Origin of the sequence: Stenotrophomonas sp. G4 (assembly GCF_003428825.1) — a bacterium.
Taxonomy (GTDB): domain Bacteria; phylum Pseudomonadota; class Gammaproteobacteria; order Xanthomonadales; family Xanthomonadaceae; genus Stenotrophomonas; species Stenotrophomonas indicatrix.
In genome coordinates this window covers 337,983-361,795 of sequence record NZ_CP031741.1, presented here as the reverse complement: position 1 = coordinate 361,795, position 23,813 = coordinate 337,983, and the positions used below count along the sequence as shown (strand labels likewise).

General features: G+C 64.6%; 19 protein-coding genes, 1 tRNA gene and 2 pseudogenes. 9 read left to right on the top strand and 13 right to left on the bottom strand.

The features are described from left to right. Window positions 1-6: 6 nt before the first annotated feature. Together D0Y85_RS01590 and D0Y85_RS01585 are read left to right on the top strand one after the other, a co-directional pair. Window positions 7-1,323 carry an ABC transporter permease gene (locus tag D0Y85_RS01590; RefSeq protein ID WP_093821259.1) on the top strand — a complete coding sequence of 439 codons (1,317 nt, stop codon included), beginning with the start codon at window positions 7-9 and terminating at the stop codon, window positions 1,321-1,323. Window positions 1,324-1,684: 361 nt separating this feature from the next. After that, window positions 1,685-4,543: a TonB-dependent receptor gene (locus D0Y85_RS01585; RefSeq protein WP_117309309.1), complete on the top strand. Its 2,859-nt coding sequence runs from the start codon at window positions 1,685-1,687 to the stop codon at window positions 4,541-4,543. A gap of 135 nt (window positions 4,544-4,678) precedes the next feature. Here the strand turns inward: D0Y85_RS01585 and rarD are convergent, their stop codons facing one another. Then, window positions 4,679-5,578, bottom strand: coding sequence for an EamA family transporter RarD (gene rarD, locus D0Y85_RS01580; protein ID WP_117309308.1), 900 nt, complete (start codon window positions 5,576-5,578; stop codon window positions 4,679-4,681). Then, entirely contained in the window at window positions 5,575-6,480 is a 906-nt protein-coding gene (gene yedA / locus D0Y85_RS01575; protein ID WP_117309307.1) for a drug/metabolite exporter YedA, read from the bottom strand. The genes rarD and yedA overlap by 4 nt, the downstream gene beginning before the upstream one ends. Window positions 6,481-6,701: 221 nt before the next feature. Here yedA and D0Y85_RS01570 point away from each other — a divergent pair, with 221 nt between their 5' ends. Further along, the gene (locus D0Y85_RS01570) at window positions 6,702-8,036 is read left to right on the top strand and encodes an MFS transporter (protein WP_032978271.1); all 1,335 of its coding nucleotides are present in this window, start codon (window positions 6,702-6,704) and stop codon (window positions 8,034-8,036) included. A 223-nt stretch (window positions 8,037-8,259) separates the two neighbouring features. On the opposite strand, the gene D0Y85_RS01565 is transcribed toward D0Y85_RS01570, so the two are convergent. The 4 genes from D0Y85_RS01565 to D0Y85_RS01550 all read right to left on the bottom strand — a co-directional run bounded on the left by D0Y85_RS01565 (window position 8,260) and on the right by D0Y85_RS01550 (window position 12,871). Further along, window positions 8,260-9,912 carry a M28 family metallopeptidase gene (locus D0Y85_RS01565; protein WP_025878338.1) on the bottom strand — a complete coding sequence of 551 codons (1,653 nt, stop codon included), beginning with the start codon at window positions 9,910-9,912 and terminating at the stop codon, window positions 8,260-8,262. 149 nt (window positions 9,913-10,061) lie between these two features. Beyond that, a complete protein-coding gene (locus tag D0Y85_RS01560; RefSeq protein ID WP_117309306.1) occupies window positions 10,062-10,994 on the bottom strand; it encodes an MBL fold metallo-hydrolase in 933 nt (310 codons plus the stop codon). A gap of 149 nt (window positions 10,995-11,143) precedes the next feature. Continuing rightward, window positions 11,144-11,452, bottom strand: coding sequence for a hypothetical protein (locus D0Y85_RS01555; RefSeq protein WP_117309305.1), 309 nt, complete (start codon window positions 11,450-11,452; stop codon window positions 11,144-11,146). A gap of 126 nt (window positions 11,453-11,578) precedes the next feature. Beyond that, window positions 11,579-12,871 (bottom strand): tryptophan--tRNA ligase, encoded by a 1,293-nt coding sequence (locus D0Y85_RS01550; protein WP_117309304.1) that lies wholly within the window; start codon window positions 12,869-12,871, stop codon window positions 11,579-11,581. 108 nt (window positions 12,872-12,979) lie between these two features. Between D0Y85_RS01550 and D0Y85_RS01545 the strand changes: the two genes are divergently transcribed. Further along, on the top strand, window positions 12,980-13,774 hold the full coding sequence (locus tag D0Y85_RS01545) for a hypothetical protein (RefSeq protein ID WP_117309303.1): 795 nt from the start codon (window positions 12,980-12,982) through the stop codon (window positions 13,772-13,774). A gap of 67 nt (window positions 13,775-13,841) precedes the next feature. Here the strand turns inward: D0Y85_RS01545 and D0Y85_RS01540 are convergent, their stop codons facing one another. The 3 genes from D0Y85_RS01540 to rocF form a co-directional block, all read right to left on the bottom strand. Then, entirely contained in the window at window positions 13,842-14,063 is a 222-nt protein-coding gene (locus tag D0Y85_RS01540; RefSeq protein ID WP_117309302.1) for a CsbD family protein, read from the bottom strand. A gap of 202 nt (window positions 14,064-14,265) precedes the next feature. Beyond that, the gene (locus tag D0Y85_RS01535) at window positions 14,266-14,403 is read right to left on the bottom strand and encodes an entericidin A/B family lipoprotein (RefSeq protein WP_019661832.1); all 138 of its coding nucleotides are present in this window, start codon (window positions 14,401-14,403) and stop codon (window positions 14,266-14,268) included. A 167-nt stretch (window positions 14,404-14,570) separates the two neighbouring features. Then, window positions 14,571-15,491, bottom strand: coding sequence for an arginase (gene rocF, locus D0Y85_RS01530; RefSeq protein WP_080150399.1), 921 nt, complete (start codon window positions 15,489-15,491; stop codon window positions 14,571-14,573). 130 nt (window positions 15,492-15,621) lie between these two features. Between rocF and D0Y85_RS01525 the strand changes: the two genes are divergently transcribed. Next, entirely contained in the window at window positions 15,622-15,969 is a 348-nt protein-coding gene (locus D0Y85_RS01525; RefSeq protein ID WP_117309301.1) for a hypothetical protein, read from the top strand. 15 nt (window positions 15,970-15,984) lie between these two features. On the opposite strand, the gene D0Y85_RS01520 is transcribed toward D0Y85_RS01525, so the two are convergent. Together D0Y85_RS01520 and D0Y85_RS01515 are read right to left on the bottom strand one after the other, a co-directional pair. Further along, window positions 15,985-16,929 carry an ankyrin repeat domain-containing protein gene (locus D0Y85_RS01520; RefSeq protein ID WP_117309300.1) on the bottom strand — a complete coding sequence of 315 codons (945 nt, stop codon included), beginning with the start codon at window positions 16,927-16,929 and terminating at the stop codon, window positions 15,985-15,987. A 58-nt stretch (window positions 16,930-16,987) separates the two neighbouring features. Then, window positions 16,988-17,764: a DUF3011 domain-containing protein gene (locus D0Y85_RS01515; RefSeq protein ID WP_117309299.1), complete on the bottom strand. Its 777-nt coding sequence runs from the start codon at window positions 17,762-17,764 to the stop codon at window positions 16,988-16,990. 161 nt (window positions 17,765-17,925) lie between these two features. Between D0Y85_RS01515 and D0Y85_RS01510 the strand changes: the two genes are divergently transcribed. The 3 genes and pseudogenes from D0Y85_RS01510 to D0Y85_RS20500 all read left to right on the top strand — a co-directional run bounded on the left by D0Y85_RS01510 (window position 17,926) and on the right by D0Y85_RS20500 (window position 20,890). Beyond that, the gene (locus tag D0Y85_RS01510) at window positions 17,926-18,861 is read left to right on the top strand and encodes a hypothetical protein (protein WP_117309298.1); all 936 of its coding nucleotides are present in this window, start codon (window positions 17,926-17,928) and stop codon (window positions 18,859-18,861) included. A 497-nt stretch (window positions 18,862-19,358) separates the two neighbouring features. Next, window positions 19,359-19,801 (top strand): annotated as a pseudogene (locus D0Y85_RS01505) (hypothetical protein). Between the two features lie 486 nt (window positions 19,802-20,287). Further along, window positions 20,288-20,890, top strand: a complete 603-nt coding sequence (locus D0Y85_RS20500) for a hypothetical protein (RefSeq protein WP_162887602.1) — start codon at window positions 20,288-20,290, stop codon at window positions 20,888-20,890. A 1,070-nt stretch (window positions 20,891-21,960) separates the two neighbouring features. Here the strand turns inward: D0Y85_RS20500 and D0Y85_RS01500 are convergent. Next, a pseudogene (locus D0Y85_RS01500) lies at window positions 21,961-22,683 on the bottom strand (Presumed portal vertex protein); the annotation flags it as partial. A gap of 110 nt (window positions 22,684-22,793) precedes the next feature. Between D0Y85_RS01500 and D0Y85_RS20735 the strand changes: the two are divergent. Next, the gene (locus D0Y85_RS20735) at window positions 22,794-23,510 is read left to right on the top strand and encodes an integrase (RefSeq protein WP_240329313.1); all 717 of its coding nucleotides are present in this window, start codon (window positions 22,794-22,796) and stop codon (window positions 23,508-23,510) included. Window positions 23,511-23,727: 217 nt separating this feature from the next. On the opposite strand, the gene D0Y85_RS01490 is transcribed toward D0Y85_RS20735, so the two are convergent. Beyond that, window positions 23,728-23,803 (bottom strand) — tRNA-Thr (locus D0Y85_RS01490). Window positions 23,804-23,813 lie beyond the last annotated feature (10 nt).

Sequence of the window (23,813 nt, the reverse complement as noted above, 5' to 3'; positions counted from 1 at the left end):
ACCGACATGAACAAGCTCAAGAAGTGGCTGGGGAACGCGGTGACCGTGCTGCTGCTGGTCGTTGGCCTGGTGGTTTGGATCAGCCTGCCGTGGATCGGCGTCGCTGCCATCGCGGTGCTGCTGGGGCTGTGGCTGGCGCTCACCCGCAGTGGTCGGCTGGCCCTGGCCGCCACCCGCATCGGCATCGCCAGCCTGCCGCAACGCTGGGGTGCCTCCTCGGTGATCGTGGTCGGCATCGCCGGCGTGGTCGGCGTGCTGGTGGCGATGCTGGCGATGGGCGAAGGCTTCCAGGCCACGCTCAACAACACCGGCGATGACACCACCGCGATCGTGCTGCGCGGCGGTTCGCAGGCCGAGACCAACTCGGTCATCACCCGCGAACAGGTCCCGACGCTGTCCACCCTGCCCGGCATCACCCGCGATGCGCAGGGGCGGCCACTGCTGTCGCCGGAACTCTCGCAGGTGGTCAACCTGGTGTCCAAGGCCGATGGCACCGACGTCAATGCGCAGTTCCGCGGTGTCGGCCCGCAGGCATGGGCCGTGCATGACAAGGTCAGGATCGTCGAAGGCCGCCGGTTCGCCGCGGGCCTGCGCGAGATCGTGGTCGGCCAGGGCGCCAGGAGCCAGTTCCGCGACATGGATGTTGGCAAGACGCTCACCCTGGGCAACCAGACCTGGACGGTCGTGGGCGTGTTCGCTACCGGCGATGCGCATGACTCGGAACTGTGGACCGACGCCGACACGCTGGCCACCACCTACCAGCGCAGTGCCTGGCAGTCGATCAGCGTGCGTACCGACGGCAAGGCCGGCTTCGAGCAGTTCAAGGCCGCCGTGGCCGCCGATCCGCGCCTGAAGCTGGACGTGGAGACCACCCGCGTCTACTACAGCAAGCAGGGTGGTGGGTTGACCAAGCTGATCGACATCCTCGGCAAGGTGATCGGCACCATCATGGCCGTAGGCGCTGTGTTTGGTGCGCTGAACACCATGTATGCCGCCGTGGCCACGCGCGCACGCGAGATCGCCACCATGCGTGCGATCGGCTTCCGTGGCCTGCCGGTTGTGACTGCGGTGATGCTGGAAACCATGCTGCTGGCCCTGCTCGGCGGACTGCTTGGCTGCGCGGTGGCATGGCTGCTGTTCAACGGCTACAGCGTGTCCACCATCGGCAGCAACTTCAGCGCGGTGGTGTTCAAGTTCCATGTATCGCCGGAACTGCTGTGGAGCGGGCTGAAATGGGCGCTGGGCATCGGCCTGGTGGGCGGGTTGTTCCCGGCGCTGCGCGCGGCACGCTTGCCGATCACCACGGCGCTGCGCGAGACCTGAGCATCACGCATTGATTGAATGAACGTTGCGCAGGGGACGGGGCGAAGGCTCCGTCCCTTTTTCTTTGCACGTCATCCACGCATGGCGTGGATGGATGCGTGTACGCACGCAACAACGATTACAGATTGCGCAAACACCGCCGCTATCGGTGCCTCTGCCCATCGCAGACGCAGCGCGCGTGACCTTGCGCACAGTGCACCTGTGGATTGTTGGTTGCGATTCATTTTCGCAGCGTTACAGCGCGCGCGGACAAACAGTTACCGATGAAAACACTCTAGAATCCGGCCCCCACGTTGGTTTGCAGCACCCCACGCGTCCATAGAACGGACGCATGTTTTTTCTGAAACACGAGATTTCACGGATGTCCCTGAAGACCACCCCGCTGCGCAACGCGATCGTCATCGCGCTGGCCGCCAGCTGCACCACGCCCGCTTTCGCACAGGAAGCCGGCGATACCCCCACCAACCTCGACCGCATCGAGATCACCGGCTCGCGCATCCGCCAGGCCAGTGTCGAGACCGCGCAGCCGGTGGTGGCACTCAACCGCGCCGACATCGAGAAGAAGGGCTACGTCAACGTTGCCGACATCCTGCAGGACGTCACGGCAGCCGGCGCACCGAGCCTGAGCCGTTCGTCCTCGCTGAGCTCCTCGCGCGATTTCGGCGGCATGTATGTCAGCCTGCGCAACCTCGGCCCGGAACGCAGCCTGGTGCTGATCGACGGCCGCCGCATGGGCGTCAGCGCCGGCGGTTACTCCGACCTGGCCTCGATTCCGTCGGCGATCGTGGAACGCGTGGAAGTGCTGACCGATGGCGCCTCGGCGCTGTACGGCTCGGACGCCATCGCCGGCGTGGTCAACATCATCACCCGCAAGAACTTCGACGGTGGCGAAGCCAGCGTCTATGTCGGCCAGTACGGTGAAGGCGACGGCCAGAAGCGCTCCTACAGCGCCACCTTCGGCAAGACCTTCGACCGCGGCTGGTTCAGCGTCGGCGCCGAGCGCACCAAGGAAGACGAGATCCTCGGCGATGCGCGCGCGTTCAGCCGCTACCCGGGTGGCCCGCGCCATGCCGACGACGTCGACGCGCTGAGCCCGACCACCCAGTGGGGCACGGTCACCGTCGGTGGCAAGCCGCTGACCGTGGGCCCGGGCGGCGACCCGAGCAGCGCCGGCAACTTCCACACGCCGGATCCGGCTGACGGCGCCAACGCCAAGACCAACATGAGCCTGTTGAGCGGCCTGGAGCGCACCTCGGTGTTCGCCAACGGCGGCTTCTCGATCACCGACAACCTGCGCATCGTCGCCGATGCGCTGTACAGCAAGCGCGAGTCGACCAAGCACCTGGCCGGCTACCCGTACTCGGTCTCGGCTGCGCAGTCGCGCAACGGCACGCGCGCTGCGCTGTCCAAGGACAGCACCTTCAACAAATGGGGCCAGGACGTGCTGTTCTCGCACCGCACCGAAGAGCTGCCGCGCGGTACCGAGAACACGCTGGAAACCAAGCGTGCCAGCCTCGGCCTGGAAGGCAGCTTCGAAACCGGTTCGCGCTACTGGGACTGGAACGTCAGCTACATGTACAACCGCAATGAAGGCGAGCGCGTTGGCACCGGCAGCATGTACCAGCCGAACGTCAACCTGGCCGTCGGCCCGTCCTTCATGGACGGCGACGTGGCCCGCTGCGGTACGCCGGGTGCGGTGATCGCCGGCTGCGTGCCGTGGAATCCGGCTGCGCCGATGGGCTACACCGGCCCGGGCTCGCTGGGCAACCAGGACGTGCAGGACTACCTGTTCACCCGCTTCGTCGACAAGATGCGCAGCACCACCAAGGTCGCCAGCGCCAACATCTCCGGCTCGCTGTTCACCCTGCCGGCCGGCGACATCATGGGCGCGATGGGCGTTGAGCACCGCAGCGAAGAAGCCAGCTACACCCCGGACCTGATGGTGCAGAAGGGCCAGATCGCCGGCACCACCGGCCAGCCGACCCGTGGCGACTACTCGCTCAACGAGGTCTACCTGGAAATGCAGGTGCCGCTGCTGGCCGACATGGCCTTCGCCCGCGAGCTGTCGCTGGACCTGGCCGGTCGCTACACCGACTACAACACCTTCGGCTCGACCACCAACAGCAAGTTCGGCCTGAAGTGGAAGCCGATCGACAGCCTGCTGGTACGCGCCACCTACGGCACCGGCTTCCGTGCACCGACCGTGGACGATCTCTACGGCGGCGCGGTTTCCAGCCGCGATTCGTTCACTGATCCGTGCGATACGAAGTTCGGCATCGCCGCCAGCAGCCCGACCGTGGCAGCACGCTGCCAGGCGCTGAACGTGCCTGCCAACTTCCGTCAGCAGACCGGTTCGGACGGCAACCTTGCCAACCGCCCGGGCCAGCAGGCCACCTCCGATTTCAACTCGGGTTCCAACCCGGAACTGAAGCCGGAAACCGCCAAGACCTGGACCGTCGGCCTGGTCTACAGCCCGGAATTCGTGCAGGGCCTGGACGTCAGCCTGGACTGGTGGAAGATCCGCATCGACAACGCTATCGTGGGCGAGTCGGCTACCGACATCCTCAACCAGTGCTACGTGCAGGGCGTGGATTCGGCATGCGGTCGCTTCACCCGTTCCACCGCTGCGGCCACCCGCGGCCAGGTTTCGGCGCTGGATCGTTCGCTGGTCAACGCCGGCTACCGCGAAACCGCCGGCTATGACATCGGTGTGCGTTACCGCCTGCCGGAGACCGCATACGGCAAGTTCGCCATCAACTGGAACACCACCTACACCGACTACCTGGAGCAGCGCAACGACAGCGCCGCCACCACCCCGGTGGAGCAGCGCGTGGGCTGGGCCGGTGACTTCCGCGTGCGTTCGACCGTCAACCTGGACTGGCAGTTCGGCAATCTGGGCATCGGCTGGACCGCCCGCTACTACTCGGGCATGAAGGAAGCCTGCTCGTACGATCTGGACGGCGGCCCGGACTGCAACATGGCCGACTTTGTTTCGCCGTATACCGATGCACAGCCGAGCCGCAAGGTGGGTTCCAACACCTTCCACGACCTGCAGGTGCGTTACAGCCTGCCGTGGGATGGCACCGTGTCGCTGGGCCTGAACAACGTGTTCGACCACCAGGGTCCGATCATGTACAGCCAGCCCAACAGCAGCTTCACCTACTACGGTGGCTTCGACATCGGTCGTTTCATGTACATGAAGTACCAGCAGCGCTTCTAAGCCTGCAACCGCGTTCCCGCCCCGGCCAACTCTCTCCTGGCCGTGGATGGAAGCAGAACGGCGCCCCTCGGGGCGCCGTTCTTTTTTGCGGGGTCGGATCCCTTTGCATCGCGAAGGGATCTGACCCCGGAGGCGCTACCGTTTCGCGCCGCGCATCGCCCGTACGTTGTCACCGACGTACAGGACCAGGCCGGCCCAGATCGCGGCAAAGCCGATCGCCTTGGCCGTGTCGAACGCTTCGTGGAAGAAGAACACGCCCAGCAGCAGCTGCAGGCTCGGTGCGATGTACTGCAGGATGCCGACCAGCGACAGCGGGATGCGCTTGACCCCGTAGGCGAAGCCGATCAGCGGCACCGCCGTGATCACCCCGCCGAAGATCAGCATCAGGTCGTTGGCCCAGCCCCAGCCACCGAAGAAGCCACCGCCATGGCCGTTTTCCGACCACAGCGCGAAGCCCAGCGCGGGCAGGAACAGGTACAGGCTTTCAACGCCCAGGCCGGCCACCGGATCGACCGACACCAGCTTGCGCAGCAGGCCGTACAGGCCGAACGAGCACGCCAGGCCCAGCGCGATCCACGGCGGCGTGCCCGCATCGATGGTCAGCCAGGCCACGCCCACCGCAGCGATGGCCACCGCCAGCCACTGCACGCGGCGCAGGCGCTCCTTCAGCACCAGCACGCCCAGCAGAACGTTCACCAGCGGGTTGATGAAGTAGCCCAGGCTGGTTTCGATCACATGCCCTGCGTTGATCGCCCAGATGTACAGGCCCCAGTTGAAGGCGATGGTCAGGCTCGATACCGCCAGGATCGGCAGCGCGCGCGGTTGCGCGGCGATCTTCTTCCACCAGCCCAGCCGCGAGGCGATCAGCAGCCAGGCCACCACCAGCACAGCGCTCCAGATGATGCGATGGGCAATGATCTGGAACGAGGGCACTTCGTTGAGCAGATGCCAGTACACCGGCACCAGCCCCCACAGCACGAAGGTGGAGGCAGTGATCAACAGGCCCCGTCGCTGTTCTTTCTCGTCCATGCTCATCGCTTGCGTGTCCTTGCCATCGTCAGTACCACCACACCCAGAAGTATCACCGCCATGGCCAGGAAGTCGCGCCAACCAAAGCGTTCACCATTCAATGCGGCCCCCAACAGGACAGCAATCACCGGATTGACGTAGGCATAGCTGCCGGCCAGCGCCGGGCGCACGTTCTGCAGCAGCCAGACGTAAGCGGTGAACGCCACGATCGAACCGAACACGCACAGGTAGGCCATCGCCAGCAGGCCACCGCTGTCGGGCAGGGTGGTGGGGCGCTCGCCGACGACCAGGCCGATCAGCACCAGCAGCACGCCACCGCAGATCATCTGCCCGGCCGCCGTCATGAACGGCCCCGGCAGGTCCTGCCCGCGTGCCCACACCGAGCCGAACGCCCAGCCGACCGGCGCGATCAGCAGCAGCACCAGCCCAGTGGGCGATGCGGTCAGGCTGCTGCCGGCGTTGAGCCAGACCACGCCGACGAAGCCAACGGCGATGCCCAGCCATTCGCCCTTGCTGGCATGCTGCCCGCGCAGGGCCGAGAACAGCGCCATCCACAGCGGCACCGAGGCCACCGCGGTGGCGGCCAGGCCGGATGACACCTCGCGCTCGGCCAGCACCACCATGCCGTTGCCCAGCACCAGCATGGTCACGCCCATGATGGCGAGGTTGCGCCACTGCCGCAGGCTCGGCCGCGGCATCTTCCAGAACAGGCGCAGCGCCAGGTACATCAGGCCGCCGGCAATGATGAACCGGCTGCCGGAGACCATCGTCAGTGGCAGCGCGCCGCCATGCAGGGCCTTGGCGATGCCCAGGTAGGTCGAACCCCAGACCACATAGACCAGCAGCAGTGCCAGCACGACAAGGCCGCCCCGGGGGGCAGCCGCAGATGGAACGGGGGGAGCCGACATGACACACCAAGGAGCCGGGGGAAGACGGATTTTAGGACGTTTTGGTTATGGTCCGGCAGTCCAGGTAGTGGCACGCTGTCATCCACCCATGCCCCGCCCGCCCCTTCCGGCACCCGGCGTTGACGTGGGATGCAGTACCAAGGAGGCTGGCCGGCAGCGCACCGCGCGCCTGGCAGCGCAATTTCCCGCATGGACGCACCGCATCGAGGATCCCCACCCGGATGAGCACTACGTCCCAATCCGCTGTCCCCAGCACCGACGGCGCCGCCCTGCGGCGTTCCATCTCCAACACCCTCAAAGGCTCCGCCGGCAACCTGGTGGAGTGGTACGACGTCTACGTGTACTCGGTGTTCGCCGTGTACTTCGAATCGCAGTTCTTCTCGCCTGAAGACAAGAACTCCACCCTGTACGTGTGGGCGATCTTCGCCGCGACCTTCCTGATGCGCCCGATCGGTGCCTGGTTCTTCGGTCGCTTCGCCGACCGTCATGGCCGTCGCCTTGCATTGACCGTGTCGGTCACGCTGATGGCCTTCTGCTCGTTCATCATCGCCATCACCCCCACCGCTGCCAGCATCGGCATCTGGGCGGCGATCATCCTCCTGTTCGCGCGCCTGCTGCAGGGCTTCGCCACCGGTGGCGAGTACGGTGCCAGCGCCACCTACATGTCCGAGGCCGCCATTCCGGGCCGCCGCGGCTTCCTGTCCTCGTTCCACTACGTCACCCTGGTGGGCGGCCATGTGCTGGCCCAGCTGACCCTGTTCGTGATGCTGACGTTCTGGGCCAAGCCGGAAATCTCCGAATGGGGCTGGCGCATCGCCTTCGGCATCGGTGGCATCGCCGCCGTGGTCGTGTTCTGGCTGCGCCGTGGCATGGACGAGTCGCTGTCGGAGTCCTCCATCGAAGCCGCGCGCGAGGGCAAGGACAAGAAGTCCGGCTCGATGTACGAACTGTTCGTGCACCAGTGGCGTCCGCTGCTGCTGTGCTTCCTGATCACCGCCGGTGGCACCATCGCCTTCTACACCTACTCGGTGAACGGCCCGAAGATGATCCAGAGCGCCTTCGCCGGCAACGACCCGATGACCGGCACCCTGATCAACCTGGGTGTGCTGGCCTTCCTGATGGTGCTGCAGCCGGTGGGCGGCTGGCTGTCGGACATCATCGGCCGCAAGAGCCTGCTGGTGTTCTTCGGTGTGGGCGGCGTGCTGTACAGCTGGTACCTGATCACCCAGCTGCCGCACCAGCACGATGCCACCCTCGCCTTCCTCACCCTGGCACTGGGCTTTGTCATCCTCACCGGCTACACCTCCATCAACGCCGTGGTGAAGGCAGAGCTGTTCCCCACCCACATTCGTGCGCTGGGCGTGGGCTTCGGCTATGCATTGGCCAACTCGCTGTTCGGCGGCACCGCGCCGCTGCTGTACCAGGGCGCATTGAAGACCGGCCACGTGGACTGGTTCGCCATCTACGTCACCGCGACGATCGCGGTATCGTTGGTGGTCTATGTGTTCTTCCTCACCAACAAGGGCCCCAACTGGCTCGACGGCACGCGCAAGTAAGCGCGCCGTAGTGATCGCGGCCACCGGTGCAATGCCGGTGGCCGCCGCGTGGCTGGAGATGCGGTAGTGCCGGCCGCTGGCCGGCAACTGCACATCCTTTCGGAAGGTTCATGAGGTTGCCGGCCAGCGGCCGGCACTACCATGCGTTTGGGGGTTGCCGGCCAGCGGCCGGCGTTGCCGTGCGTTTGGAGGTTACCGGCCAGCGGCCGGCATTGCCGTGCGTTTACCGGCGGGCGGCTTCGCTCTTCTCGCGGGCGCCGTGGAATTCCGATTCCTTCTCCCACTGCGGCCAGCGACGGCTGTTGGCCAGTTCGGCGCCCAGGTCGTAGACCAGCAGGGTGTCGGCCGCGTGGCCCGCCGGATCCCAGCTCGGCGTCCATGCATCGCAGGCCTGGTGGTAGCAGTCGGCGAAGTACTTCTCGCGCAGCGCGCGACCGGCCTCGACGCCGCCCTCAAGCTTGTCCAGGCCCGGGCCGATGGTGATCGCCGGCACGCCCAGGCGGGCGAAGGCGAAGTGGTCGGCACGGTAGAAGAAGCCGGCTTCCAGGTTCGGATCCGGGCTGTAGCTGCGGCCACGGGCCTTGGCCACGCGTTCCAGGTCGCCTTCCAGCGACACCCGCCCCTTGCCCCACGAGGCGATGTCACGGGTGGCACCATCCGGGCTGAACATTTCGATGTTCAGCACCGCAGCGGTCTTGTCCAGCGGCGCCAGCGGGTGCGCGGCGTAGTAGCTGGCGCCCAGCAGGCCCTTCTCTTCGGCGGTCAGGGCGACGAAGTACAGGGTGCGCTGCGGCTGCGGGCCGGCGGCGAACACCCTGCCCAGTTCCAGCACGGTGGCCACGCCGGTGGCGTTGTCGATCGCACCACGGCGGATGCGGTCGCCCTTGGCGTCGGCCTGGCCGATGCCGAAGGCATCCCAGTGCGCCGAGAAGATCACCGCCTCATCGGCGTGCTCGCCGCCGGGCAGCTTGGCCACCACGTTGCGGGTCACCACCTGCTCGCGCTTGAGCGCGAAATCGACGCTCAGCTTCGCGTTGTCCAGCGCAACCGGGCGGAAGTCCGCACTCATCGCCTTGCGCTTCTCGGCATCGAAATCCAGGCCGGCGTCGGCAAAGATCTGTTCGGCCAGCTCACGCTGCATCCAGCCACGCAGCGGCGTGTGCTGGGCCATCGCCTCGGCCTGGCCGCGCTCGATGTCGAACAGCGGCGAGGTGCCCGAGCTCTTCACCGTGGCCCAGCCATAGGCGGCCGGTGCGGTCTCGTGCACGATCAGCACGCCTTCGGCACCCCGGCGCGCGGCTTCCTCGAACTTGTAGGTCCAGCGGCCGTAGTAGGTCACCGCCTTGCCATCGAACGCACCTGGCGCGTCGGCTTCAAAATCGGCATCGTTGATCAATACCACGGCGATCTTGCCGTGCAGGTCCACGTCCTTGTAGTCATTCCAGTGGCGCTCGGGCGCGTCGATGCCGTAGCCGACGAACACCAACGGCGCCTCCTTGATCTGCACGCGCTTGCGCGGCTGCAGGCTCTGCAGGGTCACGTCCACGCCATTGGCCAGCGCGCGCTTGCCGCCCTTCAGGGCAAGACTGGCCTTGGCCTGGCCGTCCAGCTGCGCGCGCACCAGCGGCACCGGCTGTACCCAGCTGCCGTCCACGCCACCCGGCTGCAGGCCATAGCTGCGGAACTGCTCGATCAGGTACTGCACGGTGCGTTCTTCGCCTTCGGTGGCCGGTGCACGGCCTTCGAATTCGTCCGATGCCAGCACGCGCACATGACGCGACAGCGCCTGCGGATCGATGCCGCCGCCGGGCAGGTCATTGGCCGCATGGGCCAGGCCACCGACGAACAGGCAGGACGACAGCAGCAACACGCGCATCGGGTTCACGGCAACACCACGGCTAGCTTGAAAGTCACCAGAGTGTAACGTGGTCGTGACATCGCGGCGCGGCCCGGGACCGTGCCATCCACGCATGGCGTGGATCTACCAGGGGCGCAGCGGATCTCCGCCGCCAGGGCGTGCGCAGGTCAGCGCGATACACGGTCCAGCCAGCAGGCCAGGCCCTGCGCGTTGAGTTCGATATCCATCGCCAGTACTTCGCTCACTGCAGCCTGGTCCAGCGCGCAGCCATGCTGCTGTGCACGCTCCAGGTACAGCGCCTGCAACGCGGCCAGCAGGCAGCGATGGCGATCGGGGCGACCGTCGCACTGGCGGCCGATTGCCGCCATCGCATCGATCTGTTCGAACAGATCCCCGGCCAGCTTTTCGACCTGTTCCACGCGACCGTAATGGGTCAGGTACATCGCCTGCGGTGCGTAACCGAGCATGCGCTGGATCGACGCCTTCATCGCGTCCGGGTCGAACTGCACCGGCGATGAGGTGGGGAAGATGAAAGCGCCCTGCGCACTGTCCAGCTCGCGGTAGGAGATACCGAAGGTATCGCCGGTGAACCAGCTGCGGTTGCGCGCATCCCACACGCAGTAGTGGTGCAGCGCGTGGCCCGGGGTATGCAGCAGCACCAGCTCGCGGCCGGCGAGGTCGATGCGCTGGCCGTCGTCAGCCACCACCACGCGCTGCTCGGGAATCGCTTCGATCCGGCCATAGCTGCGGGCGATTTCCTCAGCGCCATAGACGGCGGTGGCACCGGCGATCAACCGGGTCGGATCGATCATGTGCGGCGCGCCGCGCGGATGCAGCACCGCGCGCGCATTGGGCAACTGCTGCATCAGCAGGCCAGCGCCACCGGCATGATCCAGGTGCACGTGGGTCAGCAGAAGCCAGTCCACCGCCTCCACGCCCAGCCCGTTGTCGGCCAGGGCCTGCAGCATCGCTGGTACCGACAGGCCGGTACCGCAGTCGACGAACGCAGCACGACCATTTTCGATGATCAGGTAGGCGGCATCGAAATCAGGCCGTTGGAAACCGGTATCGATGGTGTGGATGCTGGGATCTGCGGTCATCGACGCGCACCTGGCAGGATCGGGAACAGACACCCATGGTAGGCGCGCCGGCATGGCGTGATCGATGCGGCTTTGGTCGGATGGTGCCGGCCACTGGCCGGCAACCCCGGGTTAGCCAGTTGAATGCAGTTGCCGGCCAGCGGTCGGCACTACCGATCAGCCTGGCGCAATGCAAATCGCGGCCGCAGCAGCAGCGCCAGTACCAGCACCGCCAGGAACGCGCCATAGGCATACAGCACCGCCAGCACCTGCGGCCAGATCGGCCCGGCGCCCGGTTGTACCAGACCGATGTGGTGGCCCCACAGCATCGCCACGATGCTCAGGGCCAGCGCCAGTGCCAGCGTAGCCCCATCGAACAGGCGTCGCCGCGCGCTACGCGGCTGGCGCGGAAACAGCCAGTACAGGCTGCCCAGCAGGATGAACCAGGGCAGGAACAGCAGCAGCGACAACCAGGCCATTGCAGACTCCATGTCATCGCGCCGAAGGCGCACGCACATCATGCCATGGGTGCACTGCCGTGGTAGTGCCGGCCGCTGGCCGGCATTTCGCCCTCAACCGCGCCGACCAAGGTCGGCATCTACCGATCAGTCGGCGCGCAGCACAGCCAGCGCCGCCAGCACCGCATCCACCTCGGCTTCCAGCTTGAACAGATCGCTCTGCAGCTGGTCACCCTGCTCGGCCTGCTTCAGCACGGCGATCAGCTGGCCGGCATCGCGCGGCGAGTCGAAGCCTTCGCTCTGGATCAGCAGCGTGCCGTCACCGGCGGTGAGCTTGAAGTAGAAACGGCCGTCCTTCTCGCGGTACTGCTTGAACAGCGGCGGAGCGGCGCGGGCTTCACCGGCATCTTCGCTGGCGATGTTGCCGGCATCGGACAGATCACGCAGGCCCACCGCATGGCGCAGTTCTTCCAGCAGCGGTGCTGCCAACTGCTCACGCAACTGCTGGCCACGGCGCTTGAGCAGTGCTTCGATCTTCTCCGGCTCGGCCATCAGCGCGTTGTAGCGCTCGCGCAGTGGCGACAGTTCGCTGTCGATGCGCTCGAACAGCTGCTGCTTGGCATCGCCCCAGCTGATGCCATCGGCGAAGGCCTTGGCGAAGGCAGCGGTCTGCTCCGGGGTGGCGAACGCCTGGTACATCTGGAACAGCGCCGAACCTTCGGTGTCCTTCGGCTCGCCCGGGGCACGCGAGTCGGTCAGGATCGAGAACACCAGCTTCTTCAGCTCCTCGCGCGGCACGAACAGCGGAATGGTGTTGTGGTAGCTCTTGCTCATCTTGCGGCCATCCAGGCCCGCCAGGGTTGCCACCTGCTCGTCGATCACCACGTCCGGCAGCGGGAAATATTCCTTTCCGTACACATGGTTGAAGCGCTGGGCGAAGTCGCGCGCCATCTCGATGTGCTGGATCTGGTCACGGCCCACCGGTACCTGGTTGGCCTTGAAGATCAGGATGTCGGCCGCCATCAGCACCGGGTACATGAACAGGCCGGCGCTGACACCTGCGTCCTCGTCCTGGCCTTCCTCCCGGTTCTTGTCCACCGCCGCCTTGTAGGCATGGGCGCGGTTGAGGATGCCCTTGCTGGCGATGGCGGTCAGGAACCACATCAGCTCGGTGGTCTCGCGGATGTCACTCTGGCGGTAGAACCACACGTGTTCCGGGTCCAGGCCACAGGCCAGCCAGCTGGCAGCGATCTCCAGGGTCGCGCGCTGGGTGCGCTGCGGGTCCTGCGACTTGATCAGGCTGTGCAGATCGGCCAGGAAGAAGAAGCTCTCGATGTCCGGCGCGCGGCTGGCCGCAATGGCCGGGCGGATGGCGCCAACGTAGTTGCCCAGGTGGGGCGTGCCGGAGGGGGTGATGCCGGTAAGGACTCGGGTCGTCATGACTGCGTGCGGAAACCTTCTATGAACGCGGCCAGTTTACCGTGCACACGGTCAACCCCGTCAGGGCCTCCGGCGCGTTCATTCACCCAACCCCGCTGGAGACGCCCGATGAAACGCCTGCTGCCCCTGCTGCTGATCCTGCCCCTGGCCGGCTTCCGCCCGGCTCCGCTGCCCCCGCCGATGCCGCAGGACGGCCCGGTGCGCGTGGCCTTGGTCGACCGCGACCGCGGTACCGAGCTGCGCAGCTACCCGGCCGACGGCCAGCGCTGGGTGGCCGGTGAGCGCGGCCACCGCTATGCCGTGCGCCTGTACAACGACAGCCCGCGACGGGTGCTGGTGGTGCTGTCGGTGGACGGGGTCAACGCCATCTCCGGCGAAGACGCCGATCCCTCGCAGACCGGTTACGTGCTCAACCCTGGCCAGCGCGCCGATATCACCGGCTGGCGCAAGACCCAGGACGAAGTGGCCCAGTTCGTCTTCAGCAGCCCCAGCGGCAGCTATGCCAGCCGCACCGGCCGCCCGGACAACGTCGGCGTGGTCGGCGTGGCGGTGTTCGAGGAAGCACGTCGCTGGCGTCCAGAACCGATCCTGCGCCGTGGCCTGCCGGTACCTGCGCCGGCCGCCGAGGCCGCAGCCGATGCGAGTGCCAGCCGCATCGAAGGCTACGCCACGAAGTCGCCCGCGCCGGCGCTTGGCACCGGCCACGGTGCACGTGAGCGTTCATCGGTGCGCGATACCGATTTCGAACGCGCCACCCGCAGCCCGGCACAGGTGCTGCAGCTGCGCTACGACAGCGCCCGCAACCTGCGTGCACGCGGCATCCTGATCGATCCGCCCTCGCGCCTGGACCGCCAGCCGCAGGCCTTCCCCAACCGCTACGTGCCCGACCCGCCGGTACGCTGATCTCCCCACAGCACGACGCCCGCACCGGTAGGGTGCGGGCGTCGGACGTGGGAGAAGAAGCCGGGTGTTACTTGTAGTCCGGATAATCCTTGCGCACGCTGGCCTCGAAATCACGGACCTCGCTCTCGGCGCGGTCCTTGGCCCAGCCATAGCGCTCCTGCAAGCGGCCCGCCAGATATTCGGCATTGCCCTCTGCCACATCGAAGTCGTCGTTGGTCAGATCGCCCCACTTGGCCTGAGCCTTGCCCTTCAGCTGCGACCACTTGCCGGAAATGATGTCTTTGTTCATTGCTGGAACTCCTGGGTTGCAACGGCGTTCTTACCGTGCATCCAGCCTGCCGCATCAGCTGTTGAAGAGCGGTCAACCCGTAATGAAATGCATGCTCACCTGCTTGAATGGTTCACCGCTCCGAAGGAATCTCGCGGACAGACGCGCATGAAAAAAGGCCGGGAAGATCCCGGCCTTTTCCGTAGTGCGCACCACCTCAGGCTCAGTTGCCCTTGGCGGCATCCTCAACCTTCTCACCAGCCTTCTGCACGTCCTTGCCGGCACCGGCAACGGTGTTGCAACCGGCCAGCAGGGCCACCGAGAACATCGACAACAGCATCAGGGCAACTACGCGCTTCATGGGCTTCTCCTTGGGTTTGCCGCTACACCGCTCATTCACGGGGTTCGGTTGTATTGATCGGGGCGGCAGGCTGGCTCGAAGCAAACACTGCCGCGTGAGGTGCAATCTGGCGGCAGGGGCGTGGAGCGCGTGTGAACGGTTCGTCCAACCGTTCAGGCTGGAACCTCTCAGTCGCGCATCAGGGTCGATTTCCCGAACAGGCTTTCGACCAGGTCCACGGCCAGTTCGGCGGTGCTGTTGTGGTTGTCCAGCAGCGGATTGAGTTCGACGATATCCAGCGAGCCCATGCGGCCACTGTCGGCGATCATCTCCATCACCAGCTGCGCTTCGCGGTAGTTCACCCCGCCCGGCACGGTGGTGCCCACGCCCGGGGCGATGCTCGGGTCGAGGAAATCGACGTCGAAGCTGACGTGCAGATGGGTGTTCTCGTCGATGCCGGCCAGCGCCGCTTCCACGGTGCGCTTCATGCCGTTCTCGTCGATGTAGCGCATGTCGTAGACATCGACTTTGTGGGTCTTGATCAGGCGCTTTTCTTCCGGGTCCACCGAACGGATGCCGATCTGGTGCACCTGCGAAGGCTTGATCGCCGGTGAGGTGCCGCCCAGCCTGGTCAGCGCATCCGGGCCGAGGCCGCACAGGCAGGCCACCGGCATGCCGTGGATGTTGCCAGACGGGGTCACTTCACTGGTGTTGAAATCCGAATGCGCATCCAGCCACAGCACGCGCAGGTCCTTGCCCTGCTCGCGGCACCAGCGCGCGACGGCAGTGATCGAACCGATGCCCAGGCAGTGGTCACCACCGAGCATGATCGGCATGCGGCCGGCCTGCAGTTCGGCGTAGCTGGCTTCCATCAGCGCGTGGTTCCACGCCACTACTTCGTCCAGGTGACGGTAGCCCTGCACCGGCGCTGTCCACGGGTTGCGCGGGCCGTCCAGGTTGCCGAGGTCGCGCACGTCCACGCCACGCGCTTCCAGTGCTTCGGGCAGGCCGGCCACGCGCAGGGCTTCCGGCCCCAGCCGGGCGCCGCGATGACCCGCCCCGATGTCGGTGGGGACGCCGATCAGGGTAACGGCGGGATGATGGGCCATGGGTGCCTCCTGCGAACGAAAAAGAAGCACAGTCTAGCCAGACGCATGTGACACCACTCGCGGCGGTGCAGCAGGGCCATCGCATGGCATGATGCCACGCGGACCCGACCGCCCCTCATGGAAGATTGCGATGTCGCCCTTCATCAACACCGCTTGGCCGCGCTTTTTCATCGGGGCGCTGCCCATCGCCGTTTTTGCGATTCTGCTGAGCAGCTCGATGGATGCGTCGCCGAATGGCTGGCTGATGCAGGCGACGCTCCTGCTGGTGCCGTTCTCGACCCTGGTATTCCTCGGGTTGGGTTGGCAGCGTCTGCGCAAGGCACACGCCGAATATCCGATCCTGAAGAGCGAGCCGCAGCGGATGCTGGCAGCGTTGATCGGCAACGTGAAGGTGGCAGCGCTGTGGTTTGGCCTGACGTTCGCCGGCATGTTCGCCCTGATGCTAGCGTGGGTAGTGCTGCTGAAGATCGGCGGCTGACATTGAAAGTCACCGTCAAAGAATAGCCGACGACCACTTTTCAATTCGGAACGGGCGCTTCTTCAACACGTCGATACGCCACTTTCCCCCCACCCGCTTGAGTACGAACAAGTGCTCGTAACGCAGGGAACGCGACTTCTGAGGGTTGTCGCGTACCAGCACTTCCGCCTTCGAGGCCCCGGGCTTCGCAATTGCTACCAGTAGGTCCTCCGGCATGTACCGTCGGGGGCTCCCGACCGAAACACCAGTTGAGTAGACCCGTTTGCGGTCGGTACACCACGCCGCCAGGATGTCCGCTTTCTCCTGTCGGAAGCCTGAGCTGCACAGAAGGTTGCCGCCGGAGCGGGAATCCTTGTAGCCACGCGTTTCCCACTCGTGATAAGCCAACAGGTAGCCGCGCACTACTGACGCGGGTTCACCTCCCGCATCTGGCTCGGGCCACTCAAGCGCCGGCGCCTCTACCAACACCGGCGGCACCTGCGCCCCCGCCACCTTCAAACGCGCTACCACGTCCTCGTGCTTGCGGGTATCGGCAATGGCGAGTGCGTTTCGCCCCTCGAAATTCAATGGTGCGATGGCAGCTCCACTGTCCAGCAATAGCTCGACCATCGCCAGATGCCCGCCCGAAGACGCCAACATAAGCGGCGTGTACCTCGATTGCGGCGAAGCGACATCCAGCAATGCGCCGCGTGCAATCAGCATGCATCCGATTTTGGTGTCGCCCGCATCGGCAGCCCAACCCAACGCGGTGTAACCCAGTGCAGCGCAGGCGTGCTGGATGTTGGCGCCACGGTCCAAAAGCCGCGACACCGAGTCAGCCTTTCCGGCGATCACAGCCGAAAGCAGCGGAGTACGTCCGGTGCCCTTGTGCTGCCACTCGATATCGGCACCCGCATCCAGCAATGCGTCGATTCGGTCAAGATCCTGTTTCTCGGCTGCCTTGGCCAGAAGATGGGACATGGTGGTGCCGCCAGACGGGTGTAAGGGTGGTCACCTTAGGGCTGCAGGCACGATGAGCTCAACCCCCGCGGCGGCGAATCGGCGTCACGCTCTGCACCCGGCCGTCGTTGCGCATCATGCACAGGAAGCGGCCCTCGGGGTAGTCGATGATGAGTTCTTTGTAATCGCTGCCCACCGGCACTTGGGTCACTACCCTGCCCTGCGCACCCTTGCGCACGTTGCAGGCCTCCAGCGCATCGTCACCGCTGGGAGCCGTATACGACACCCGCGAAGTATTGCGGAACGTCGCGCGGCAGCCGCCATTGACCCAGACCGAATGCCGCGACAGGCCCCAGTTGCTTCCCTGCTCGCAACGGGTACGGCTGAGCTGGCGCACGATCTCCACATTGCCGCGCGTGTCCATGTCACAGGACACTTGGCGCTGGTCGGTGGATTCGCAGGTCACCTCGCGTGGCAGTGCTGCATCGTCATCGCGATCCTGATCACGGTGGTGCCTGCCGCCTTCCACGGCAGCCGCCGGCGTGCCGTTGTTGCTGACCTGGCAGATGCCGTTGGCACCGCCGCGTCCGGTGTAGCTGACCTGCGGCGTACCGTCGTCACCGGTGCTGATTGAAAGCGTGGTGCCGCTGTTGGCATCGCGCGCTTCGAAATAGCGATCGTTGAAGCGCTTGAGCGTGGTTTCGCGGCCCTGCACGTAGACCGGCCCGCCCTCGTCTGCATGGACATCCAGCCCACCGGGACAGCTGGCATTGAAGAACGGCACGGCGGCCATCGCCGGTGCTGTGAAGGCGCTGGCGAGCAGCGCGACGGTCAACGGCAGGCGGTGGCGGCGCATGGTCGGCTTCCTCGTGAGAATTGAGCGGAGGGCACCAGTATGGGGGCTGCCGGAGTTGCTCGACCGTGAGGAACATCCAGCCACCGATCACGTGCCGCAGGCCATCGCCATCGGGCCAGCGCTATCATCGGGCGGATCACACGGACGTCCGGTATGCACACATGACAGCTGCACCCTTCGACCACGCACAGCAGCAGCTGCTGGCGCTGCAGCAACGCATCCATGCCTTCACCCTGGACGCCGCGGCCGAACATGAACTGGACATCCAGGGCCCAGCCAGCCCGCTGTGGGCAGCGCTGCAGGAGCGGGTGACCGTGGCGCCGTTGTACGGCGGCCTACACGTGGAGTTCTTCGGCAACCCATGGGAAGAGCCATTCGCGTGGACGCTGGCCTGCCTGTCCGACCAGGGCGTGGCCGATGCGATCATGTCGCTGTCGTTCACCGGCCCGGACGAGGGTGCCAATGGCACGCGCGAATGGGAGTTCACCGCGCTGCTGGACAGCGATGTGCGTTTCCCACGCCTGCGCTCGCTGTCGATCTCCCCCACAGAACCGGCCGACCACAACATGTCGCTGGTGCAGCGCGCGGGCACCATCATGGAAGAAGACGGCGAGATCGCCCGCTTCGTTTCCAGGGCGCCGTACCTCAGCGAACTGGTGGTGCCGAATGCACCGGATGCCGCGTTCTTCGAGGTGCCGCTGCCGCACCTGCACAGCCTGCGCATCGGTGGTGGCTCGGACACGCAGCGCTTCATCGACAACCTTGCCGGATCACGCAACCTGCCTGCCCTGGGCCTGCTGGATTTTTGCGAATCGACGGAGCTGCAATTCGTCTGGGCTGATGCCCGTGAGACCGATGCGGTCACGCCTTTCGCGGCTTATGAGCGCTTGTTCGCCAGCCAAGCCTTCGATGCGCTACACACCTTCCGGTTGCGAAACAGCGCGTTGGATGTGGCGCAGCTGCAGACGCTGCAGGCCATGCGCCCACGGTTGTCGTTCATGGTCATCCAGGCCGCGACGGGAGGCTATGTCAGCCATTTCGCCAAGGATGTGTTCCCGTGGCGGCATCTTGTGCCGGGTGATCCGGGGACGCGTTGATCGCCGCGCGGGTGCGTATGACGGTTGAGTGGGCCGCTTGGGGACGCGGTTAAGTTGGCTTGACACGACACGGCGGCGTTACGCCGCACGATCGCGGCGCTCCGGCCTGTTTCAGGCTCCAATAGTACGCCGCGCAGAATGTCGTTTGTGCCTCGGGATTGGCCGCAACAAGCCAATTGCGATAATTCATTTTTCCTTTTAATCAGCGCGATGCCATCGGAACAATCGACTGGCAGCCCGTGATTCTGCGTGCGCATGATTAATTGCCACCCACAACTGGTGGCCGGGCTTCCAATCCCGAGTAGTCGATGATGTTTACGCTTGTCAGCCGGCGTCGCCTCTTGCAGGTGGCGCCGGCTGGCAATCCGTCTGCTGCCTTATGGCGGGCGGTGCGTGGGGGCCTTGTGCCCGCCGGTTCATCGACTCCGGTATTGGAAACCACGCATCGCCCGCCACCCTCTGCCGGTGGCGCCTCTGCCGCACCCGAGGATGCCCACATGTCCGCTCCTGACTATCCCTATCTGACCGCCACGCTGGGCGAGGCCGCCGAACGCCTGCCCCCCCGAGCTTGCGCAGCCGTTGGAAGCCGCGTTCGCCGCCGTCGATGTCCCGGACCCGATCACGTTGCAAGGCTGCCTGCAGCGCATCCGCAACGGCGATGGTGCCGACGGTCAGCCGTGGCGCGGGCCAACGCTGACACCCGGCCAGGGCATGGCCATGGCGCGGGCCAACGCTGACACCCGGCCAGGGCATGGCCATGGCGCGCGCCGTCCGCGCCGCTGCCGGGCTGAGCACCTTGCTGGAAATATTCCACGCCGCCGAGCGCGTGCGGGTCGATGGAGGCGACGAGCAGCAGATCGGCGACGGAACGCGCGAAGGGCTGCTGCTGGCGTGCCGGGGATTGGCGGAGTATGTGGAGCTGCAGCTGCATGCGGCGTAGGCACACAGACACTAGCCGGCGCCATGCAACAAAGGGGCAATGGAGATTGTCGGGAGATGGTGCTTATCCGAATCGAACGGATGACCTACTGTTTACAAGGTAGTTGGAGTAAGCCCAAGAATCAATTGCCTAGACGGTTCTTTTTTCCCGGTCAGCGTTCGTGAAACTCAGGCGGTTGCTAGGGAGCGAGACAATTTTTCCCGGTGGCCTTCCAGCGCGTGAGCGGCACCGTGGACCACGGCGCGTGGAAAACGCACACAACGGGCCCTCGAGGATGGCCCCCGGCCTGGCCCACTCGCTGGGAGTCGAGACATTAGCGCTAGCCCGCGTCACGTACTAAGTCGTTCAGACACTGCATATACAATCGCCAATGCTAAACGAGATATTCATCACAGCCATCCGCTCACCATCGTGTTAGATATGTGAAGACGGCGTCGATTCCGTCACGATAATTGCGCGAATCCCTAGACTACGGAGAGATCTAGCATGGTCGTGAAAATTTCGAAGGTTTTAGCCCTTTCTGCAATGGCACTGAGCTCGGCGCTGATCTTGAGCGGATGCGCCATGAAAAGTGTAAGGGCCTATGGCGAATGCAGTGGAAAGCAAGCCGGAGGCGGTGAGTGCAAGGCTGGCGTGGAGGTGATCTGGGAGGGTGGCGGCGACGGCAAAAAGTCACTCTACAACTCTCTTTTGTCCACTCTAGATGTGCTTCCTGATGCGGCAACGTTCGAGTTGGATACTTCTGGCTCCACGATTCCCTATCCATCAGCTGGCAGTGCCGTCCTTCGTGTGAAGAATTCGGCAACCGGTGCAATCAGTGCATCGCAAACGTTCTCATGGGTGCGAACAGGGACAGTGATCCGAGTTGCGGATCCAAACGCTGTGAATGCGTGGATCTATGCCAATGTTGGCAATGGGGACTCCTTGTCCTACGATCTCGTACCATTCGACTCTGCCTATGGGAGTGGCCTGCAGGTAATAGCCGGCCAAGCTAAGCAAGAGGGCGTCACCAAGGCGAGTTACTATCTGGAGTTCGAAGGGCGCGACTGTGTTAATCATCCCTCGCCACATCTTTGCATGGAAATGTAGTATCCGTCGCCTTGAGCGGGCGCGTATCGCGCCCGCTTTCATGTTGGGATGAGATGCATCAGGTCGCACGCCTTCTATTCTATTTTTGCGCCGCCTGCCTTTCTGGCTGCGCAGCCAATGGACACCTGCCCAAAGGGTTGCCACCCACTGGATACACCGAAGTTGTTTCCATACCCCTAGGGCCATTCCGCTATTTCTATACTCGGTCCATTGTCCCCGGCCGACACGCCACTAGCTCCCCGCGAACCGTTCAATGCACAGGTACTGAGCGAGAAATTACCTTGAGGCTCACAGATGAGCCGTCAATCGACGTCCAGAAGCTCTGCACGCGGGTCGATGCGGCGGCAAGGTTCGCCGAATCTTGGATACCGGCCAGTTCCAACAAATATCGAATCCTTCTAGCGCCTGAAGGTATCGCGACAACCGTGCGGGCAAGATCTTTCGGCTGGTATTCAACCGGCAGAACTCTGGCACTCGCCGTACCGGTCCACGCGGATCGAGACAAGACCTTCGCCAATTTGGTTGATCTGGTTGCTCACGAGACCCTTCATGCACTAGGCCACTCAACAGGACATCCGCGAGCTTTGGACGAAAGAAGCGCCTACTACGCGGGGCTCTGCGCGCAACTTGAAATCAATGGCATCGTCATGGAAGAGAGCTTACCGGGAGCTCCCCTCGCCTCAGACGATCATGCGGTAGTCGATTCCTCGCAATCGGCGTATCGGGTCCGCCTAGAAACTTATCCCTTCTTGGAGAACGGGATCATTCAAATAGGATCAAGGAGTGGCGAGCTGATGCTGCTGAGGTGCCAGCAGATTCAAAGAGAAATAGCGAATCTTCGATAGATATAACTGGCTCAGACCTGGCAGACCGTGATCTTGCCAACGTCGTCGCGCAGTCGGTATGACGGGACTGATCGTGTCCGCCCAGCACCGCCCCAGGGAGGAGCTGGAGCCAACTGCGGCCAAGCTCCACGGATTGATTACCGCGTTTCAGAGCCGCTGGCAGGCATACACGAATCCGACTGACGGTCAGCGCCCGCTGCCGATGTGAGCTGCGTCGCATAAGGCTCAGGTAGTCGGCCCCAACTCGAAGGGATTGAATCGGATTACTTCATCGCCCAGCCACTCATTGAGCGCGGTCAGCCGCGTCTGCAGGGGCGACAGTTCCATCGCAGTCCACACGGTCGCCGCCTCGCGGATCGAGCCAAAGCCACCGCTGTTCTGCGGCACGATGCCCAGCAGCTGCGGCGGTGTCCGAAGGGACGCCAGCATGTCGTCACGAGTCACGCTCTTGATGCCGGTGAACTCATCCTTCGCAGCAACCTCGCTGACGGGAATCAGTTTCAACCCGTCCTTGCTCCCGCCCGGCGAGTGCAGGAACAGGTTGCGGAAATTGCCCGGTCCGCGCGACTCGCGAAGCGCGTTTCGGATGCCGTCCACATCATCCTTCTCGGTCAGCAAGTCGGTCAGGTACAAGATGAACCCGGCGTGCGAACCGTTGTTGTAGTACTTCCGGCGGAACAGCGTCGCCGATTCGTTCACCAGGGCCGACTGAACAGCCGGCATCCATTCCGGTAGCCCGTAAATCTCCTGGTCAACATCGGCCTCGCGCAGCTGGAGGACATCGCCGCGAGCGAACTCATGCTCGATATGGCCGGCGCGGATCTGGAAGAACTCGCCCGGTTCCACCCCCCGACGCACGTACTTCGCCAGCGGCACGGCCAGAGAGTGATTGGCGCCCGACATGGCGCGGCGGCGCTCAACGTAGGCCATGCCGAAGGTGATGTGGTTCGCTCGATCACCTGACCGGGATTTTCAAGAAGTCCAGCGAGTATCTGGACCTCTCCGCCAAGTCGAGGGAGGGTTACGACTACTGCGCAACGAAAGCATGCGGATATCTGTTGCGCGATGGCCGCATGCTCGGCCAACAGCGCGTAGAGCATCTATCGGTGCCGGTACTGCAGCGCGTAGTGGAGACGCTGGCCACCGGCCGACCGGCCTGCGGAAAGCTGCCGGGGATCCCAGCGACCCCGGCAGCGGCGAACCGCGTCGCCAGTTATCTACGACGCCTCTTTGCGTGGGGTATCCGACACGGCCACTGCACTACCAATCCCGCCGACGGTATCCGCAAGGTTCGTGAGAAGCGCGACGCACGCATGCCTGACCACGATTCGTTTGACGCGGTGCTGCGATTCGCCCGCGCATGCGCCAGCCGGCAAGCGCATACCGCAGGCAGCTGCCCCCCGTATCTCCCTGCAGTGATGGTGCTGGCCTACGCGGTTCGCCTGCGCGGCATTGAGGTGGACACTCTCACCGACGCCCATCTGCAGACGGAGGGCATTCGCAGCAATCGCCGAAAGGGCTCGCGTGACAAGGTGACGCTGTGGACCAAAGATCTGCGCGCGGCCGTGAAGTGGCTACAGTCCTACCGGGACGAACGGATGCGGATCCATGGGCGGCCGGTACCGATCAAACCTGAGCAACGACGCCTTCTGGTTTCGGAGTCCGGCACCCCGCTCACGAAATCCGCCCTCGACAGCGCCTGGCAACGCATGGTCCGCCGTGCGATTGCTGAGGGCGTGATCGAGAAGGAACTCGCTTTGCGCTCCACGGCCTGAAACATCGGGGAATCACCGACAGCGAAGACAAGGGTGCTGGTGGCCACGTAACGGAGGCCATGCGTCAGCTGTACGACCATTCCGTGCCGGTGGTCAAAGCGGCCGTGAAACCCAAAAAGAGCCGCTAATTTTCCCGGTAGACGCAAAAAGGCCAGCGCACCGCGCTGGCCTTCTTCGTTGAAACCCCTGTTTTCAATGGGTTTCGGCGCTTCCGAAGTGGTGCCGCTTATCCGAATCGAACGGATGACCTACTGTTTACAAGACAGTTGCTCTACCAACTGAGCTAAAGCGGCACGGGGTGAA

Excerpts from the sequence above, each read along its gene's own strand:
- D0Y85_RS01515 (WP_117309299.1), bottom strand. The coding sequence starts at position 17,764 with ATGCGCCGCCACCGCCTGCCGTTGACCGTCGCGCTGCTCGCCAGCGCC.
- D0Y85_RS01525 (WP_117309301.1), top strand. The coding sequence starts at position 15,622 with ATGTCGCCCTTCATCAACACCGCTTGGCCGCGCTTTTTCATCGGGGCG.
- D0Y85_RS01545 (WP_117309303.1), top strand. The coding sequence starts at position 12,980 with ATGAAACGCCTGCTGCCCCTGCTGCTGATCCTGCCCCTGGCCGGCTTC.
- D0Y85_RS01555 (WP_117309305.1), bottom strand. The coding sequence starts at position 11,452 with ATGGCCTGGTTGTCGCTGCTGCTGTTCCTGCCCTGGTTCATCCTGCTG.
- yedA (WP_117309307.1), bottom strand. The coding sequence starts at position 6,480 with ATGTCGGCTCCCCCCGTTCCATCTGCGGCTGCCCCCCGGGGCGGCCTT.
- D0Y85_RS01550 (WP_117309304.1), bottom strand. The coding sequence starts at position 12,871 with ATGACGACCCGAGTCCTTACCGGCATCACCCCCTCCGGCACGCCCCAC.
- D0Y85_RS01540 (WP_117309302.1), bottom strand. The coding sequence starts at position 14,063 with ATGAACAAAGACATCATTTCCGGCAAGTGGTCGCAGCTGAAGGGCAAG.
- rocF (WP_080150399.1), bottom strand. The coding sequence starts at position 15,491 with ATGGCCCATCATCCCGCCGTTACCCTGATCGGCGTCCCCACCGACATC.
- D0Y85_RS01520 (WP_117309300.1), bottom strand. The coding sequence starts at position 16,929 with ATGTCCCATCTTCTGGCCAAGGCAGCCGAGAAACAGGATCTTGACCGA.
- D0Y85_RS01510 (WP_117309298.1), top strand. The coding sequence starts at position 17,926 with ATGACAGCTGCACCCTTCGACCACGCACAGCAGCAGCTGCTGGCGCTG.
- D0Y85_RS01560 (WP_117309306.1), bottom strand. The coding sequence starts at position 10,994 with ATGACCGCAGATCCCAGCATCCACACCATCGATACCGGTTTCCAACGG.
- D0Y85_RS01570 (WP_032978271.1), top strand. The coding sequence starts at position 6,702 with ATGAGCACTACGTCCCAATCCGCTGTCCCCAGCACCGACGGCGCCGCC.
- D0Y85_RS20500 (WP_162887602.1), top strand. The coding sequence starts at position 20,288 with ATGGTCGTGAAAATTTCGAAGGTTTTAGCCCTTTCTGCAATGGCACTG.
- D0Y85_RS01535 (WP_019661832.1), bottom strand. The coding sequence starts at position 14,403 with ATGAAGCGCGTAGTTGCCCTGATGCTGTTGTCGATGTTCTCGGTGGCC.
- rarD (WP_117309308.1), bottom strand. The coding sequence starts at position 5,578 with ATGAGCATGGACGAGAAAGAACAGCGACGGGGCCTGTTGATCACTGCC.
- D0Y85_RS01585 (WP_117309309.1), top strand. The coding sequence starts at position 1,685 with ATGTCCCTGAAGACCACCCCGCTGCGCAACGCGATCGTCATCGCGCTG.
- D0Y85_RS01565 (WP_025878338.1), bottom strand. The coding sequence starts at position 9,912 with ATGCGCGTGTTGCTGCTGTCGTCCTGCCTGTTCGTCGGTGGCCTGGCC.
- D0Y85_RS01590 (WP_093821259.1), top strand. The coding sequence starts at position 7 with ATGAACAAGCTCAAGAAGTGGCTGGGGAACGCGGTGACCGTGCTGCTG.